This window comes from Paenibacillus sp. O199 (assembly GCF_001636635.1).
Classification (GTDB): domain Bacteria; phylum Bacillota; class Bacilli; order Paenibacillales; family Paenibacillaceae; genus Paenibacillus; species Paenibacillus marchantiae.
Window position 1 is genome coordinate 1 of the sequence record NZ_LGRP01000009.1, and the last position, 16,974, is coordinate 16,974.

15 protein-coding genes and 1 tRNA gene are annotated in these 16,974 nt (G+C 45.6%); 12 read left to right on the plus strand and 4 right to left on the minus strand.

What is annotated here, in order from left to right:
- Positions 1 to 114: 114 nt before the first annotated feature.
- Entirely contained in the window at positions 115 to 351 is a 237-nt protein-coding gene (locus A6049_RS15415; RefSeq protein WP_053784208.1) for a hypothetical protein, read from the minus strand.
- 206 nt (positions 352 to 557) lie between these two features.
- Between A6049_RS15415 and A6049_RS15420 the strand changes: the two genes are divergently transcribed.
- The 3 genes from A6049_RS15420 to A6049_RS15430 all read left to right on the plus strand — a co-directional run bounded on the left by A6049_RS15420 (position 558) and on the right by A6049_RS15430 (position 4,532).
- Complete coding sequence (locus A6049_RS15420) at positions 558 to 1,007, plus strand: general stress protein (protein ID WP_063565530.1); 450 nt, start codon at positions 558 to 560, stop codon at positions 1,005 to 1,007.
- Between the two features lie 238 nt (positions 1,008 to 1,245).
- Positions 1,246 to 1,331 (plus strand) — tRNA-Leu (locus tag A6049_RS15425).
- A 279-nt stretch (positions 1,332 to 1,610) separates the two neighbouring features.
- Positions 1,611 to 4,532 carry an insulinase family protein gene (locus tag A6049_RS15430; RefSeq protein WP_063565531.1) on the plus strand — a complete coding sequence of 974 codons (2,922 nt, stop codon included), beginning with the start codon at positions 1,611 to 1,613 and terminating at the stop codon, positions 4,530 to 4,532.
- A gap of 157 nt (positions 4,533 to 4,689) precedes the next feature.
- Here the strand turns inward: A6049_RS15430 and A6049_RS15435 are convergent, their stop codons facing one another.
- Positions 4,690 to 5,397: a helix-turn-helix domain-containing protein gene (locus A6049_RS15435; protein WP_063565532.1), complete on the minus strand. Its 708-nt coding sequence runs from the start codon at positions 5,395 to 5,397 to the stop codon at positions 4,690 to 4,692.
- A 247-nt stretch (positions 5,398 to 5,644) separates the two neighbouring features.
- Between A6049_RS15435 and A6049_RS15440 the strand changes: the two genes are divergently transcribed.
- The 5 genes from A6049_RS15440 (at position 5,645) to A6049_RS34095 (ending at position 9,297) form a co-directional block, all read left to right on the plus strand.
- Positions 5,645 to 6,865, plus strand: a complete 1,221-nt coding sequence (locus A6049_RS15440) for a MalY/PatB family protein (protein ID WP_063565533.1) — start codon at positions 5,645 to 5,647, stop codon at positions 6,863 to 6,865.
- Positions 6,866 to 7,139: 274 nt separating this feature from the next.
- Positions 7,140 to 7,808: a uracil-DNA glycosylase gene (gene ung / locus A6049_RS15445; protein WP_063565748.1), complete on the plus strand. Its 669-nt coding sequence runs from the start codon at positions 7,140 to 7,142 to the stop codon at positions 7,806 to 7,808.
- Between the two features lie 20 nt (positions 7,809 to 7,828).
- Positions 7,829 to 8,248 (plus strand): hypothetical protein, encoded by a 420-nt coding sequence (locus A6049_RS15450; RefSeq protein WP_063565534.1) that lies wholly within the window; start codon positions 7,829 to 7,831, stop codon positions 8,246 to 8,248.
- A gap of 234 nt (positions 8,249 to 8,482) precedes the next feature.
- On the plus strand, positions 8,483 to 9,067 hold the full coding sequence (locus tag A6049_RS15455) for an LOG family protein (RefSeq protein WP_063565535.1): 585 nt from the start codon (positions 8,483 to 8,485) through the stop codon (positions 9,065 to 9,067).
- A gap of 98 nt (positions 9,068 to 9,165) precedes the next feature.
- Positions 9,166 to 9,297 (plus strand): YjcZ family sporulation protein, encoded by a 132-nt coding sequence (locus tag A6049_RS34095; RefSeq protein ID WP_211754062.1) that lies wholly within the window; start codon positions 9,166 to 9,168, stop codon positions 9,295 to 9,297.
- A 174-nt stretch (positions 9,298 to 9,471) separates the two neighbouring features.
- On the opposite strand, the gene A6049_RS15460 is transcribed toward A6049_RS34095, so the two are convergent.
- Positions 9,472 to 9,804 carry a hypothetical protein gene (locus tag A6049_RS15460; protein ID WP_063565536.1) on the minus strand — a complete coding sequence of 111 codons (333 nt, stop codon included), beginning with the start codon at positions 9,802 to 9,804 and terminating at the stop codon, positions 9,472 to 9,474.
- Positions 9,805 to 10,024: 220 nt separating this feature from the next.
- On the opposite strand from A6049_RS15460, the gene A6049_RS15465 reads away from it, so the two are divergent.
- The 4 genes from A6049_RS15465 to A6049_RS15480 all read left to right on the plus strand — a co-directional run bounded on the left by A6049_RS15465 (position 10,025) and on the right by A6049_RS15480 (position 14,845).
- Complete coding sequence (locus tag A6049_RS15465) at positions 10,025 to 10,762, plus strand: glycerophosphodiester phosphodiesterase (RefSeq protein WP_063565537.1); 738 nt, start codon at positions 10,025 to 10,027, stop codon at positions 10,760 to 10,762.
- A gap of 233 nt (positions 10,763 to 10,995) precedes the next feature.
- Positions 10,996 to 12,051, plus strand: coding sequence for a FecCD family ABC transporter permease (locus A6049_RS15470; RefSeq protein WP_063565538.1), 1,056 nt, complete (start codon positions 10,996 to 10,998; stop codon positions 12,049 to 12,051).
- A 2-nt stretch (positions 12,052 to 12,053) separates the two neighbouring features.
- A complete protein-coding gene (locus A6049_RS15475) occupies positions 12,054 to 13,085 on the plus strand; it encodes a FecCD family ABC transporter permease (protein ID WP_024631187.1) in 1,032 nt (343 codons plus the stop codon).
- Between the two features lie 44 nt (positions 13,086 to 13,129).
- A complete protein-coding gene (locus tag A6049_RS15480) occupies positions 13,130 to 14,845 on the plus strand; it encodes an ABC transporter ATP-binding protein (protein ID WP_063565539.1) in 1,716 nt (571 codons plus the stop codon).
- Positions 14,846 to 15,001: 156 nt separating this feature from the next.
- On the opposite strand, the gene A6049_RS15485 is transcribed toward A6049_RS15480, so the two are convergent.
- A complete protein-coding gene (locus A6049_RS15485; RefSeq protein WP_063565540.1) occupies positions 15,002 to 16,798 on the minus strand; it encodes an AraC family transcriptional regulator in 1,797 nt (598 codons plus the stop codon).
- Positions 16,799 to 16,974: the final 176 nt, after the last annotated feature.

The window sequence follows — 16,974 nt, forward strand, 5'->3', positions numbered from 1 at the left end:
TTAGTCGTGTCTAACAAATGGGGTGCAGTTCACGATACGTCTGGTTTTATTTTATGAAGGGCGAAATAAACACGTCTAGTTCACGTATAAATACATGAAGTACTTGTTCCCTGTTTACAGATCAGCCGTACACAACTGCATTCCACTTAAATGATGAGAGCGAATGCTTAACAGACGTGTGACTTGTTCTACTTCGTCGAATGGAATCCACAGGCTTCCGTGAACTGTCCGTAAGGAAAGAATGGAAGCATCGGCTGTACGTTCCGGAAATCCAGTTACCGTTTGTCCACTTGTATTACGAACGATGATTTGTTGTTTGCGTCGAATGGCAATTTCTACCTCTTTTTTCATATGTCATTGCTCCTGGTTATGGAATAGTAATTCGATATGTCAATAATTTCAATGGTTAATTTGTCTTCTTTATCTAGTCTATCAGAACTAGGTATAGATTTCCAGATCAGAAATTAAATTTTACATAGGTGAAAGGACTTATTATGTGCTCTGCGTTTTTGAAGAAGCAACCAGGGTTATATAAGGGTAAAAGGAGGGGACGTATAATGACACAATTGCTGATCGGACTCGTACACACGGAGAATGAAGCCATTATCATGTTAAATAAATTGAAAGAGGAAGGTATAGCAGATAAATATTTGGGTGCGGTAGCCAAAGAACAGGTTAATCTCGAAGTGGTAAGCGAGAAGACTGGTTTGCCTATGCCTCTGAAGGGCGCAGGAACAGACGGTGCACTAGGCGTGCTTAAAGGGGTGCTTGCTGGTTTGGGCAAGCGGATGGATCAGACGATGTCCATCGGAAAAGCGGTACGCAAACTTGCAGGCAACGAGATTGGAAATGAAACGGATGATCTGGTGCTTACCTTAACCGAAGCAGGGGTCTCTGAAGAAGATGCTAATTACTATGAAGATTGGCTGGTACAGGGGCATATCCTGGTGGTTGTGGAATGCAGCGAGGAAGAGGCAGACCGAATTGCACCTATTCTTCTTTTTTAGTTTAATTTAAGCCTGATTTTAGGTTTCTTTAATGTTGGGGAGGTATTCTTATTTCACACCTCCCTTAATATAGATGGTTTAAAGAAAGTTCGGGACCGCAACTCGAACTTTCTAGGCACTGCTCGCTAACGCTGGCAGTGCCTGTTTCATTTTTTTTTGGATAATTTTATATTAAGGTATTGCAAAGCTATAAATTTCATGGTAAGATATTTCTTGTCGCCAAGAAATACATACCCATGCCGGGGTGGCGGAATTGGCAGACGCACAGGACTTAAAATCCTGCGGTAGGTGACTACCGTACCGGTTCGATCCCGGTCCTCGGCATCTTAAGAAAAGATCGCATGACACTTGTTAAACAAGTTGTTCATGCGATCTTTTTTTGTTTGGAAATTTTAATTTTTATGATTTTCTGCTGTACCATTCAGTTCATAAACATTAAAAAACGATAATACATATCAGATGACATCTGTGGTGCTGCCCGTTAGGAAGACATGCAACGATAGTGTATACTATCCGTAGGCATAAATTACCTTTAACTTTGAACTTGAAGAACTCAAGGTTGCATATCAAACTAAACAATTTTATGGACGGAGGACTCGACCCATGTTGAAACAGCTTAAGCCCTATAAGGTGCTGCAGGAACGCAGAATCGAAGAGTTGAAGTCAGATGCGTATCTCCTGGAACATCAGAAATCCGGAGCCAAAATTGTACTCTTATCTAATCAGGATGATAATAAAGTGTTCAGTATCGGTTTCCGTACTCCTCCGGAAGACAATACAGGTGTAGCTCACATTCTGGAACATTCCGTACTGTGTGGCTCCAAGAAATTTCCGGCCAAGGATTCCTTTGTTGAGTTGCTGAAGGGTTCTCTTAATACATTTCTGAATGCGATGACATATCCAGATAAAACGATCTATCCGATTGCAAGTCGGAATGATCATGACTTCCATAACCTGATGGATATTTATCTGGATGCGGTACTCCACACAAATATTTATAATAATGAAAAAATATTTCTACAGGAGGGTTGGAATTACAACCTGACCTCAGCTGAAGATGAGTTAACCTATAACGGCGTTGTATATAACGAGATGAAGGGTGCTTTTTCTTCACCGGAACGGATTGTACGCAGGGAAGTTCTGAATTCACTTTTCCCGGATACTACATATTCCTGTGAATCAGGCGGATTTCCCGATGCCATTCCCGATCTGACTTATCAAGGTTTGCTGGATTTCCACTCCAGATACTATCATCCGTCCAACAGCTTCATTTATTTGTATGGGGATATGGATATGGAAGAGAAATTGCAGTGGTTAGATGAGAACTATCTGAGTGAATATGATCGAATTGAGATTGATTCTGCCATTCAGCTTCAACCTGCATTCGGAGAAAGAGTGGACGCAGTCAAGACATATTCTGCCGGAAGTACCGAATCAGAAGTGGATAACAGCTTTTTGACCTATAATGCGGTCATTGGAACAAGTCTGGACAAGGAATTAAACATCTCGTTTCAAATTTTGCTGTACGCATTGCTTAACGCTCCAGGAGCGGTTCTGAAGCAGGCTTTATTGGATAAGGGCATTGCGAAAGATGTATATGGTACGTATGATGACAGCCTGTATCAGCCCGTGTTCACCGTTGGATTGAAGAAGAGCAATCTGGCGAGCAAAGAAGATTTTCTGGGGACGGTAAAAGAGGTGCTTGAGCGTGTTGTGAAAGAAGGTTTTGATCCAAAAGCGCTGCTCGCAGGTATCAATTCCTATGAGTTCAACCACCGTGAAGCGGATTATGGAAGAATGCCCAAAGGATTAATCTACGGTTTCTCCTCATTGCAAAGCTGGCTGTATGATGTCGAAGCGCCATTTACTCATTTGGAAGCGAATGACGTATTCGCCGAGCTCAGAACGAAGATGACCGAGGGTTACTTTGAGAAGTTGATTGAGACGTATTTACTGCAAAATACACATACTTCTTTCGTTGCTGTCACGCCGGATAAAGGATTGAACGCACGCAAAGAGGAGGCGCTGAAAGCACATCTGAAATCAGTTCAGGCTGGACTGAGTCAGGAAGAGATTCAGCAACTCATTCAGAGAACCGAGGCTCTCGCCGAGTACCAGAATGCACCATCAACCAAGGAACAACAGCAGGTCATTCCGACGTTGTCGATAGAGGATATTGAACCGAAAGCATCGACGCTGTATCAGACGGTAAATCAGGTCGAAGGTACAACGGTGCTGCACCATAACATCTATACGAATGGGATCGGTTATCTGAGACTGTTGTTCGATATTAAGGAAGTCCCACGGCGTTTGCTGCCGTATGTTGGATTGCTGAAAAGTGTGCTCGGTTACGTCGACACTCAGAATTTCTCATTTAATGAATTGTCGAATGAGATTCACATTCATTCCGGGGGCATTCATAGTGGCATCGGTACGTATGCGAACGCGCATGAGCACCGTAATTTCAAGGCTACGTATGAATTCAACGCCAAAGTACTCTATGACAAACTTGGATTTGCTTTTGACATGATCAAGGAAATTGTGTTTACGTCCAAATTTGATGATTCGAAGCGTTTATACGAAATTATTGCCCAGTTGAAAGGCAACTTGCAGCGCAATCTGATCAGCGGAGGGCATTCAGCGGGAATTGGCCGTTCGACCTCTAAACACTCGGCTGTCGCAGACTTCAGGGAAGCGGTTAGTGGCATCGCCTTTTACCAGTGGATTGAGGAGCTTCAGGCGAACTTTGAGGCTAGAAAAGAAGAACTGTCGACCAGCCTTCAATCGTTGACTAGCTTTATTTTCAGACCGGAAAACTTGCTGGTGAGTTACACTGCGGATGATCAGGGATATGCGGGCTTGGAGAAACAGGTATCCGATTTGAAAGCGAAGCTGTTCACCCAAGATGTTGCCAAAGAAAAAGAGGCATTTACACCTGTACATCATAAAGAAGGGTTCAGATCTCCATCTGAAGTCCAATATGTCGTTCAAACAGGTAATTTTATAGATAAAGGGTATTCGTATACCGGCTCGTTGCGTGTCTTGCAGGGGATTCTTTCTCTGGATTATTTGTGGAACAATATTAGGGCCAAAGGCGGAGCATACGGCTGCATGTCAGGCTTCAGACGTAACGGAGATAGCTATGTAGCATCGTACCGCGACCCGAATCTCGAAAAAACATACAAAGTTTATGAAGAGATGCCGCAATACCTGAAGGATTTCAAAGCAGATAAACGGGAAATGACAAGATATATCATTGGCGCCATCCAGGACCTCGATACACCAAGGACCCCTTATGGCGAAGGATCATTCTCTCTGGAATGTTATCTGTCTAATGTCACCGAAGCCGATCTTCAGAAAGAACGGGATGAAGTGCTAAGCACAACAGAAAGTGACATTATAGGTTTTGCCGAAGTGGTATCCGCCATATTGGTACAGCAGCAACGCTGTGTTATCGGTAATGAAAACAAGATTGAAGACCAGAAGCAATTATTTGACGAAACTCTTGATTTGATCAAGAACTAATCGAATATACATCAAAGTCGAAGTGTGAAGTAATAAACATCTGATCCCAAAGGGCGCTTTTATGAGCTGTAATAGCTTATAATTGCCGCCCTTTTCTTGTTATATAGGTGTTATTTCCCAATTAATGCAATCTGATCCATCAGCTTCTGTTGAAAATTTAGGTGACGGCGAGCATATTATAGATCTTTAACGTACGCAGATCTTCTTTAGACATTTTTAGCTCGTTATATAACTCCTGATTTTCAGGCAAGGGTGTTCGAGAGAATAGCATTTTTAAAGCGATGGGCATAAAGGGACGGAAGGATACACCTGCCATCAAACCCCACTTTTTCTCGGATTCCTGAAAAGATGCCAGAATGTTAATATACAGATTCTCCAGCGGTGTAGCCTGATTTTTCAGAATCAGCGTGGTGAGTGTGTCGTAATGCTCGGTGTGGCCCCAATACATATTTTCGCATTCCTGATAATTTTCAAAATTCTTGACGTTCATATACATCACGGTTCGATAACGATTCGCGTCCGACTGTGCCATCATGTCAATGACACAACGAATGAGGCTGTTATTGCGCCCGTCATAAAAATACGAATAAAACCGCGTGGAATTTTTGAAAAAGCTGGACGGTACCGTATTCATAAGAGGAGAGGCTTGCTTGGGTTCAATATACAGCAGCTGCTCCACCTGAATGTTCAATGAATTAGCAATTTGATGCAGCGTAACCACATCAAGTGTAATATCACCGCTCTCATATTTGGACAGAGTAGCTTTACTTTTGTGAATCTGATCCGCCAGCTGCTGGACCGTTAACCCTTTCCATTTGCGAAAATTACGGATTTTCTTGCCCACTTCTTTGTTGATGGTGTTCATATCGGATCTCCTTCTGTTAAGTTTCTTAAGAATATGAGAAAAGGTGAAACCCCTTGGTAAAATCAATCTATACGAAAAATATAACACTTTTTTCATGAAAATACCTATTATGACGAAACATTAAGATGGATTTGTTTCTTCTGAATAGATTGTATTGCGTTTGATGTAACTTCTAAGCCATGAAATAATGTGTCTAACAGAACCTAATCCCAGGATGGAGAACAGAGAGAAAGAGGCGCAGAAGGCTATGAAGTATGATTTCGATGAGATTATTGATCGCACAGGAACCAATGCCATGAATACGGATGGTTTCCGTCAATATATTTTTAATGCAACAGAAGATATGAAATTTCCCTTTAAGGATGAAGAATTTATTCGCATGTGGATTGCAGATATGGAGTTTGCCACACCTCCCGAAATACGGGAAGCAGTTAAGGAGCGTTTGGACCGTAAAATTATGGGGTACTCCCAGGTGTTCGATCCGGCATACTACGAAGCTGTCTCCAACTGGATGAACAGATACTATGACTGGTCCTTCCCCAAGGAGCATCTGGAGACATCACATGGGATCATTCCTGCTCTATATGAATTAGTTGAATATATTTGCAAGCCGAATGAGAAGGTGCTGATTTTGACGCCCTCCTATGGTTATTTTAAATCGGCTGCGGAGCATAATCATATTGAACTAGTTTGCTCAGATTTGATCAACGAGCAGGGACATTATTCAATAGACTTTGCAGATTTTGAAGCCAAAGCCAGTGATGAACAAGTTACGTTATGTATTTTTTGCAATCCGCATAATCCGTCTGGACGCGTATGGACAACAGAAGAGTTACAACGTGTGGGTGAGATCTGTCTGAGCCATAACGTGTGGGTAATCTCGGATGAAATTCACTGTGACTTGCTGCGTACAGGTAAGAAGCATACGCCTCTTGCCAAGCTGTTCCCGGATACGGATCGAATCATTACCTGTATGTCTCCAAGCAAAACGTTCAATATGGCGGGCCTAATGTTCTCCAATGTGATTATTGCAAATGAAGGACTCCGAACGATCTGGCAGAAACGGCATTATGGGTTCAAAAATCCGCTGAGCATTGCAGCGACTCAAGCGGCTTACGAACATGGCGACGAATGGCTGAAACAGTTGAAAACGTATCTTGATGACAATTTTGCCTTTGTGGATCAATATGTGAAGCGTTATCTGCCACAGGCGGTATTTCATATTCCGGAAGCTACGTATCTGGCATGGATTGATATTACGGCATACGTCCCTGCAAATGTAAACCTGCCTTTATTTTTCGCTGAACAAGCGGGGGTATTACTTGAAGATGGACATATGTTTGTAGCTAATGGAGGCGGGTGTATCCGTCTAAACTTGGCATGTCCGCGTTCGGTTCTTGAAGAGGGACTCAGAAGAATAAGCACTCTATTGGTCAATAAAGATGAGGGCGTACCCGTTCAAGTCTGATTAAGTTATCTATAAACAAGGTACTGGATTGCTTTAACTCTGTTGTACAGATTCAGAGCGCATCAATTTACAACGATAGATATTCCATGCTCGGTCTGAAGTAACGTTAGTTATAGAGGCAACCCTATCCCCTGATGTACAGTTCTGGTCTGCTGTCCCCGGTTATGTTAAAATGGTGGATAGTCTATGAGTCGTAGGATACGGCTCACGCAGGTGGCAGTTCGTTATGTGGACTGCACGGATATGTATTCATCAGGGAAAGGAGCCTTTACATATGTTTGGAAATGATTGGGACTCTGTACTTCAGGAAGAGACTGAAGCCGAGTATTTCAACAACATTCGTTATGCACTCGCCGCCGAGTATAAAACACAGACCATCTTTCCACCCAAGGAAGATTTGTTCTCGGCTCTTAAACTGACCCCGTATCATAAGGTCAAAGCCGTTATTATCGGTCAGGACCCTTATCACGGAGCGGGTCAGGCTCAGGGATTAAGTTTCTCAGTCAGACCGGGGGTGCGCGTTCCTCCTTCTTTGAAAAATATATATAAGGAGCTTCACGCGGATCTGGGTCTGCCGATTCCGAATCACGGATCGCTGGTTCATTGGGCAGAGCAGGGCGTGCTGCTGCTTAATGCGGTTCTGACGGTACGGGAAGGGCAGCCGAACTCCCATCAGGGACTGGGATGGCAGACGTTTACAGACGCTGTCATCCGGGCATTGAATGAACGTTCAGAACCGATGGTATTTATGCTTTGGGGCAGTCATGCCCAGAAGAAAGGGGCATTCATTAACCGGGATAAACATCTGGTGTTGGAGTCTACGCATCCAAGTCCGCTTGCAGCACATCGTGGCTTCCTGGGCAGTCGTCCTTTTTCCAAAGCCAATGAATTTTTGACCTCCAAAGGTATTGAACCGATTGATTGGACGATACCGGAAAACTAGACAAACGGGGGGCGATGGCATTGCGACATTGGGTAGGACGGAAAGTAGCCGTATATCGTGCAACCGGCATACGAGAGCCACTGAAAGGAACACTGGTCGAGTGGGATGAAGAAGCGGATTGTGTACGAATCGGACCCAAGCGGATCAAGGTATCGTTCGACAATATCGCAATGATCCGGCCTCTGCCTGAAGAGAGCCTTCCCTTGAAAAAAGCGCGATCCGAGGTGCATAAGGTTGGATATGTGATGAAAAAGGCCGTACAATTTGAAAATGCCATCTATTTCAGATCACAGGTTATGATTTGGCGTCGGGCCAAAATTGTAGCATTATCCACAACGATTATACGTCATGATGATGATCAGGTTGAGCTTGCAGACGGCCGGATTCTTCGTAAGGACAAGCATATGTTTGTGGTGCGCTCACGGCGTGGAATACGATAAGTCGGTTGATATTTAATATTCATTTCATGCAAAGATCATATGGATTTAATGTTTGGCCTTTATAGTAAACAGTAACAACCCCTTCTAAATGATGTGTACTAATTATGGGAGCCCGACCGGCTGCAAACGGTCGGGTGTTTTTTTTATTCACTTGAGTATGATGAGTGATGTAACATAGTATTTACATTCATGTTATACACTAATGAAATAGATCATGAGAAGGAGTGAAACCCATTGAAACGTATATGTGTTTTTGCAGGCTCCAACCCGGGAAATCACCCCGATTACACACAGCAGGCTATTAAATTGGGTAAACAGATCGCCGATAGCGGGTACGCACTCGTCTATGGGGGGTCATGTATGGGATTAATGGGTGCAGTCGCGGATGCTGCTCTGGAGCAGGGTGGAGAAGTAATTGGTGTCATGCCGACTGGCTTGTTCCGGGGAGAGGTCGTACATGGAGGTCTTACGCAGCTGATTGAAGTGGGAACGATGCATGAACGCAAGGCAACAATGGCCGAGCTGTCCGACGGATTTGTGGCTCTTCCTGGTGGTATGGGTACATTTGAAGAACTATTTGAGGTTCTTTGCTGGGCACAAATTGGCATTCATCGTAAACCCGTTGGTTTGTTAAATGTAAACGGATATTACGAGCCGTTGATGAAAATGGTTGAGCATAGCGTGCAGGAAGGATTTTCCAATACATCACATCTCAGTCTATGGAGTCTGGAATCTGATCCGGCTGAACTATTGAATCGGATGTCATCCTATATTCCGGCACAGTTGACCCAGAAGTGGTCACAGCTTCAGGATAAATAACTACCCGCTCCAGCGGAAAACTTTCCGATGTGCCCAAGCAAGTTCCCTCCCCAAACATAGTCTATAGTGTACTTTCTTAAAAGAGGGGAGTGTCACTCATGAGCGAAATCAAAGGCACAGGATACGGTTACGGATACGGCGGCTTTGGCGGTGGAGCATGGACATCAACAGGCGCGATTCTGGTGTTGTTCATCCTGCTCGTTATCATCTCTCGTACATTCGTTCTGTAATTCGAGCAGCCATTCCGGGACGGTGACATAATCGCCGGGGCAACGCCCGATGAAGAAATGGCCTTTCCAAAGAGACGCCGGTACGGTCGGCGTCTCAGGGGAACGGTTTTTTTCTGTCTGCAAAAAAAAGAACTCCGCCTCTATAGAAAAGAGAGACAGAGTGGGCAAGGGGAGTTAGACCGTTACCTCAGTATCACCCGGCAAACTGAGTGTTCTCCATGCAATGTATAGTCCAATTGCGGCTGCAATAAGAGCAAGGATGGCAGCGATAAAAGCCAACTTATCCAGTTGACTCTGTTCATCCAGAACGGATGATTGATTACTTGTTTTGTCGGGAACAGACAGCCCTCGAACGGATGCCTTTTTCATGTATTGGCGTGGTCTGGGGGGCGTTCTAGTTTTACTGCTGGGTTTGCCGGATCTGCTTTTGGCAGAAATTCTGGGCAAGGGAGCTTTTTTGGAGGAAGATTTGGGAGATACAGATCTGTTCTTCGTTAGGGGTTTCAATGGGCGACCTCCTTACAGCGGAGTGCAGTTGTCTATGACTGATACTATATTATGTCTGCTTTACAGATTGAGTTCACAAAATGAGTGAATCCCCAGCCCTCCAAGATGTTGCCCTATACGCGGACGGAGCATACAATTAAACGCTCTGTTAATACAGGTATGACAAACTGCGTTTATAGTGAGAATCATAGAGTTAATGTTGAACTCAGGAGGCGCTGGAATGAAAAGAATTGAAAATATCGCCCATAGGGGAGCATCTGCCGTATGCCCCGAGAATACGATGGTGGCGTTTGAACGCAGCTTGCAGCTTGGAGCGACAGGCATTGAAACGGATGTCCAGCTTTCCAGTGATGGTAGCCTGGTATTGATACATGATGAGACGTTAAGTCGTACTGCCGGAGCAGAAGGCTGGGTCAAGGATAAATCAGTTGAAGAATTACGTACTCTTGACGCAGGTGCTTGGTTCCATGCCGATTTTGCTGGAGAACGTATTCCATCTTTGGATGAATTATTTGATTTGGTTCGGGGGAAAGACATTCTACTTAACCTGGAATTGAAAAATGGTGTTATTAGTTATAAGGGAATGGAAGAAAAGTTGATACAAGCGATTCGGAATTGGGGCATGGAACAACAGGTCATTCTATCCAGCTTCAATCATGCCTCGTTAGTGAGGTGCAAACGTCTTGCCCCGGAAATTCGCACAGCAATTTTATATATGGAAAAGCTGTACCGCCCATATGATTATGCTGCCAAACTGGAAGCTTCTGCTCTGCATCCCTACAAGGTTGCTGTAACACGAGAAGAAGTTGCTGCTGCGTTGGCTCAGGGAATTGCAACACACCCGTTCACGGTGAATGATCCTGCCGAAATGCAGGAATTGATCGATATGGGTGTGAAGGGACTTATTACAGATGTGCCGGATGTGCTGGCAGCATTGACTGCTGTGCATAGTCGTTAAATCATATGTAAAACCAAGGTGCTGCATTGGAGTTCTTATACTCCATGCAGCTTTTTTTAGTACAAAAATTCATTTATGCAATAAACTTGTCCCATTTGTCCATTGCCAGAGACAGCTAGTTGACATACAATGGTCTATGGGAATGAGAATCAATATCAGTTATGTATTAATAGAGAGGTGAATGTTATGTACATAGGATCTGTCTACACCACTCATAACAAGGGTGGGGACATATGAGTTCGAAAGTTTCACCGGCAAGTCAACCTACGGAATCACCGACAGCCAAAATACACACTCGTCCCTGGGCTGCCACATTGATCCTGACAGGGGGGATTCTGCTGCTCGCGCTGGGTATGGCGCTGTCCATTTCGTTTGGGGCTGCAGATATCAAGCTGGGCGTTGTATGGGAGGCAATCTTTAACTTTAATCCTGAACTGACTCCGCATCAGATTATATGGGAGATTCGGTTACCGCGTATTCTTGGCGGAGCAATGGTGGGTGCCTGCTTCGCAGTAGCCGGTGCCATTATGCAGGGGATGACCCGTAACCCGCTGGCAGATTCCGGTTTGCTCGGATTGAATGCTGGCGCAGGATTTGCGCTCGCTGTCTGCTTTGCCTTTTTCCCAGGCATGCCATATATGTATATCATTCTGTACTCCTTCGTTGGTGCAGGACTTGGGGTTCTGTTGGTCTATGGTTTCGGTGCAGCGTCCAAATCTGGACTTACACCTCTCCGGCTGGTTCTGGCGGGGGCGGCAGTGTCTGCGATGCTTTCAGCACTCAGTGAAGGGATTGCACTGTATTTCAAAATTGGACAAGACCTTGCTTTCTGGACAGCTGGCGGTGTCGCCGGGACGAAGTGGTCCCAGTTGGAAGTCATGTTCCCTTGGGTTTTAGCTGCGCTTATTGCAGGGATTATTATCTCCCGTTCCATTACGCTGCTTAGCTTGGGAGAAGATATCGCCGTTGGGTTGGGTCAACGTACTGGCCTGATCAAGCTGGTTGGTCTGATTGTTGTACTAATCCTCGCAGGTACGGCCGTATCCGTGGTGGGTGCTGTTGGTTTTGTAGGGCTCATCATTCCCCATCTCACACGTAAATTAGTTGGGGTCGATTATCGCTGGATTATTCCATGTTCCGCAGTGATGGGCAGTCTGCTGCTCGTATTCGCGGATCTGGCTGCACGTATGATTAACCCGCCATATGAGACGCCAATTGGCGCCTTGGTTGCCCTAATTGGGGTACCTTTCTTCCTCTATCTGGCGCGTAAAGAAAGGAGGACTCTGTAACGATGGAATCCTCAACTTTGGTTGGAGCAGAACGCAAAAAGAGAACAAAAAGCACCATTGTCATGATTGTGCTTGGTGCGTTGATTATTACAGCTTTTATTATCAGTATGAATACAGGGTTCACTCGGCTTTCTCCACTTGAGGTGATGCGGACCCTGTTTGGCGGTGGGACAGCTAAGCAGGAACTGATCTTGTTTGAATTCCGTTTGCCGCGTATCGTCATTTCGGTTCTGGTCGGTGCGGGACTTGCGCTATCCGGTTGTATTCTGCAGGGGGTATCCCGAAATCCTCTGGCTGATCCAGGGATTCTCGGTATCAACGCTGGTGCCGGATTGGTTGTTATGTTGTTTGTTTCCTTCTTCCCGACAACAACGGCGGCTCCGGTATTTTTGCTGCCAATCCTGGCCCTGATCGGTGCAACTTTTGCTGCATTTCTGATTTATGTGCTCTCTTACAAAAAGGGAGAAGGTCTCATGCCTACGCGCATGTTGCTTACAGGGATTGGTGTAGCGGCAGGAATCAGCTCAGCCATGATTGTACTAACACTTCGGCTTAGCCCGGAGAAGTATCAATTTGTGGCCACCTGGATGGCAGGTAGCATCTGGGGTTCCAACTGGAAATTCGTAACGGCGTTGCTGCCGTTTCTCATTGTCCTTGTGCCGCTTGTTCTGTATAAAGCCCGTGTGCTCAATGTACTGAACCTTGGCGACCAAACAGCAAGTGGTCTCGGCGCTCCGGTGGAACGCGAAAGACTGATCCTGCTGGCTGCAGCCGTGGGACTGGCCGGATCATGCGTATCCGTCAGTGGCGGCATTGGTTTTGTGGGTCTGATTGGTCCACATTTGGCACGTCGTCTCGTGGGACCAAAACATCAGTTCCTTTTGCCTGCATCCGCATTGGTAGGATCATTGCTTGTGCTTGTTGCAGATACGCTGGGACGCGTAATCTTGCAGCCTTCAGAGATTCCGGCAGGTATTCTGGTTGCCATCATTGGTGCCCCGTACTTCCTGTATCTCTTGAGCAAAACGAAATAGAAAGCAATCATGTTGTATGGTTGCTATAAGGAGGACTTCAGTCCATGCTTCGCCGTTTCTTTGCCTATTACAGGCCTTACAAAAAGCTGTTCATTCTGGACTTTAGCTGCGCGATTTTCGTAGCTCTGCTAGAACTGGCCTTCCCGCTGGCAGTCAATAGAGTCGTGGATGACCTTTTGCCAGGGGGACGCTGGGACTGGATATTATGGGCATGTCTTGCGCTGCTCGCGATTTATCTATTAAACTCGTTCCTCAACTTTGTTGTTACATACTGGGGACATAAGCTTGGTATTAATATCGAGACCGATATGCGTAAGGCACTTTTCAATCATGTACAGAAGTTATCATTCCGTTTCTTTGACAATACCAAAACCGGACACCTGGTTTCTCGTATGACCAATGACCTGATGGATATCGGCGAGATTGCCCATCATGGTCCGGAGGATGTATTTATCGCAGTAATGACGTTGATCGGTGCATTCAGCATCATGATGAGCATTAACGGAAATCTGGCCGTGTTAACATTTATTATCGTGCCGCTCATTATTTATCTATCCTTGTATTTTGGCAGCAAGATGTCCAAGGCATTTAGCCGAATGTTCGGAGATATAGCAGATTTCAACGCACGTGTAGAAAACAATGTAAGTGGTATTCGCGTGGTTCAGGCTTTTGCTAATGAAGAGCATGAAAAAGCACAATTCGCTGTAAACAACAGCCGTTTCCGTCAAACCAAACTGATCGCGTACAGAATCATGGCCTGGAACTCTTCCATCAGTTACATGCTGATGAAGCTGGTATCCCTCTTTGTACTGGTATGCGGCACATGGTTTGTCATTCAAGGCAGTATGAGCTATGGTCAATTTATTGCATTTATTATGCTGTCCAATGTGTTTCTTACACCCATTCAGAAGATCAACTCCGTTATTGAGACGTATCCAAAAGGGATTGCGGGTTTCAAACGTTATACGGAATTGCTCGATATGGAGCCGGACGTTGAAGATCGACCGGGTGCCACTACGGTATCTCATCTGCGTGGAGATATCCGATATGAGCAGGTGACCTTTGGCTATTCGGATCAGGAGCCTGTTCTTAAAGGGATTGATCTGAATATTCACGCTGGTGAAACAGTGGCCCTTGTTGGACCATCGGGTGCAGGGAAAACAACGCTGTGCAGTCTGCTGCCTCGTTTCTATGATGTGCTGGAAGGTCGCATCACGATCGATGGTCAGGAGATTCAAGACATGACGCTGGATTCATTGCGCAGTCAGATCGGAATTGTTCAGCAGGACGTGTTCCTGTTCGATGGAACCGTTCGTGAGAATATTGCGTATGGCAAGCTGGATGCAACAGAAGAAGAAATCTGGATGGCAGCTCGTCGTGCACAGATGGAAACACTGATCACTTCCATGCCGGAAGGAATGGACACGTTAATTGGTGAACGCGGTGTGAAGCTGTCCGGCGGACAGAAACAGCGTTTGTCCATTGCACGTATGTTCCTGAAGAATCCTCCGATTCTAATTTTGGACGAAGCTACATCTGCATTGGATACTGAGACAGAAGCAGCGATCCAGCAATCCCTTGCGGAATTGTCCGAAGGACGGACTACCCTGGTTATTGCCCACAGATTGGCTACGATCAAAAATGCGGATCGCATTATTGTTGTTGCCGAGCAAGGAATTACTGAGCAGGGCAGACACGAAGAATTGCTTGAAGCAGGTGGAGTATACAGTCGTCTGCATTATGCACAGTTCGGTGCCTGAACGTAACAGAGAGTTTGTGAACGTATTATAAGAGAGCTGTATAAGGAGTAAAAAAATAACGCCTTCGTCTACTCATGATCCTGAGTAAGCGAAGGCGTCTTTTCTACTTTTTAATATCACGTTGTGCCAGATGGCAAGAGAAGTGAATCACGCAAACTAAGTCAGCGGATGGTTTAAAATACGTGGCATGACTTTGAGCAAACGATCTCTTGTGATCGGGTCATCGAAGTTCCATTTGGCATTAGTGGTATACGTGTGTGCACGAACAGAGGCGGGTAGCTCGTCCCAGCTGGTCTGATTGAGAAGTTGTCGCAGATGGGCGTCATGACGACGGTTGCTGGAGGTTAATACGAACAGGCGGTCACCTGCATAGTCGGCCACTTCATGCTTCTGAATTTTGAGAAAACGAACATCGTTCTTCATCAGGGAAGCCACGGTATCGGGAGGGCTGAACCCAAGGGGATGATAGAGTGTCAGTGGGAACCCCTGAACCCCCATCACATACCACTCTCCATCCAGCTCAAGCAGCACGCTTGCTGTTTCTCCCGTGCCTGTACTTCCGCCCAGGCGTCTCCACATATGTTCGTGTTTTTCTTCATAGTGGGCAATCCACTGTTCCGCTTTCTGTTCTTCACCCACATGTTTGGCAATACTGCGCAGTTGCTCGGCGGTATTGCTTGCCGGATTGATGGTCAGTGTGGGCGCCACCTGCTCAAGCAATTCTCTCATCGCGTCCGAACGGTGCTCATAGACAATAAGGTCAGGTGCCAGACCTGCGATAGCGGAAGTATTGTTGATTACACCCACATCTTCAATGTGCTGCAGTTGGTTCCTGTATACGACTTGATGACGGATAATGGTGAGTTCTGCGCCAACGGGCCGAATTCCCAGTGTCAGCATGTGTCCGACCATACTGCCCATCGTGACAATTTTGGGAGAGTGTGTTGTCGGTTTAGACTGCACAGGGTTAACAGCAACGGGTAGAATTGATGGAAAGGATGAAACAAGTGCATTAGTTGCATTAGGTGCATTCTCTGAGTCGGATGGTGCCAGTGAGGGGGAAGCGGACGATATGTTTTCCGAGTCAGGTGAAGTTCGGGATACGTTCCAAGTGGATAAGAAATTCCTGTCGCTTCGATGCTGACGAACATATTGTTTGGGTGAAAACCCCGTCATCTGGCTGAATCGCCGATTGAAATAGTACTCATCGCTGAACCCTACGCTGCGAGCGATCTCACGTAAAGGATCATCTGTGCGCATCAGCAGGGTCATGGCCTGTTCGATTCGTAACCGGGTAATATAGTCCAGCGGCTTATACCCCGTTATGCTCTGGAATCGTGAACTATATTGTGAGCGTCCCATACTGGCCTGAGTTGCAAGCTGTTCAACTGTAATTGATTCTGTGTAATGCCGCCCAATGTATTGAATGGTGGCGCGCACCGATTCGTCTGGATGAGTACTTTTGCGAACAGTTTGAGCATTTTCCAGCAGAAGCACGATCATTTCCTGTAAAATAATCTGTTGTCTGAACTGTTGCATCTCATCTGATGCGTTTTCCCCAAATCCAACATGTTGTTCAAGCAAATGAACATATTGAGAGAACGGACGAATAGGTATAGGCTGTCCGTAAGGAAAAAGACGGTCCAAGGCAGATGCCGGTTCCTTGCTACCTCTGGCAAACACGTCAAAAGAGATATAGATTCCGTCTAACTGTCCATCACCGGTTAATTGAATCTGACTCTGGGGATGCAGGAGCATGGTGGTTCCTTTTTTGACGGGTACAGGGATATCCTGTACATATAAAGTTCCTTTTCCCGAAGTAAACGAGAGCAGGGAATGCTTTTCAAGAACGGAGGAGATGCTCGGTGTCAGCAGTTTGCTGAGCAAATGGGATCGCGAGTTGGCATAGGATAGGGACAGAAGATCCGGAGTATTCTGGGTAGGTCGTCTCAACACGGAATCCTCTTTTCATAGCATATTTATTGAGAATAGTTATCAATTATAGTTGATTGTATATAAAGGAGCACTTTTTTTCAATGGCAAATAACCGGAGGCTCCTGTGTGTCAGGAACTGCACCGGTCATGAGTGGAGGGCAGTAGCCCTACAGATAATGCTTCTCTAGCAAAAT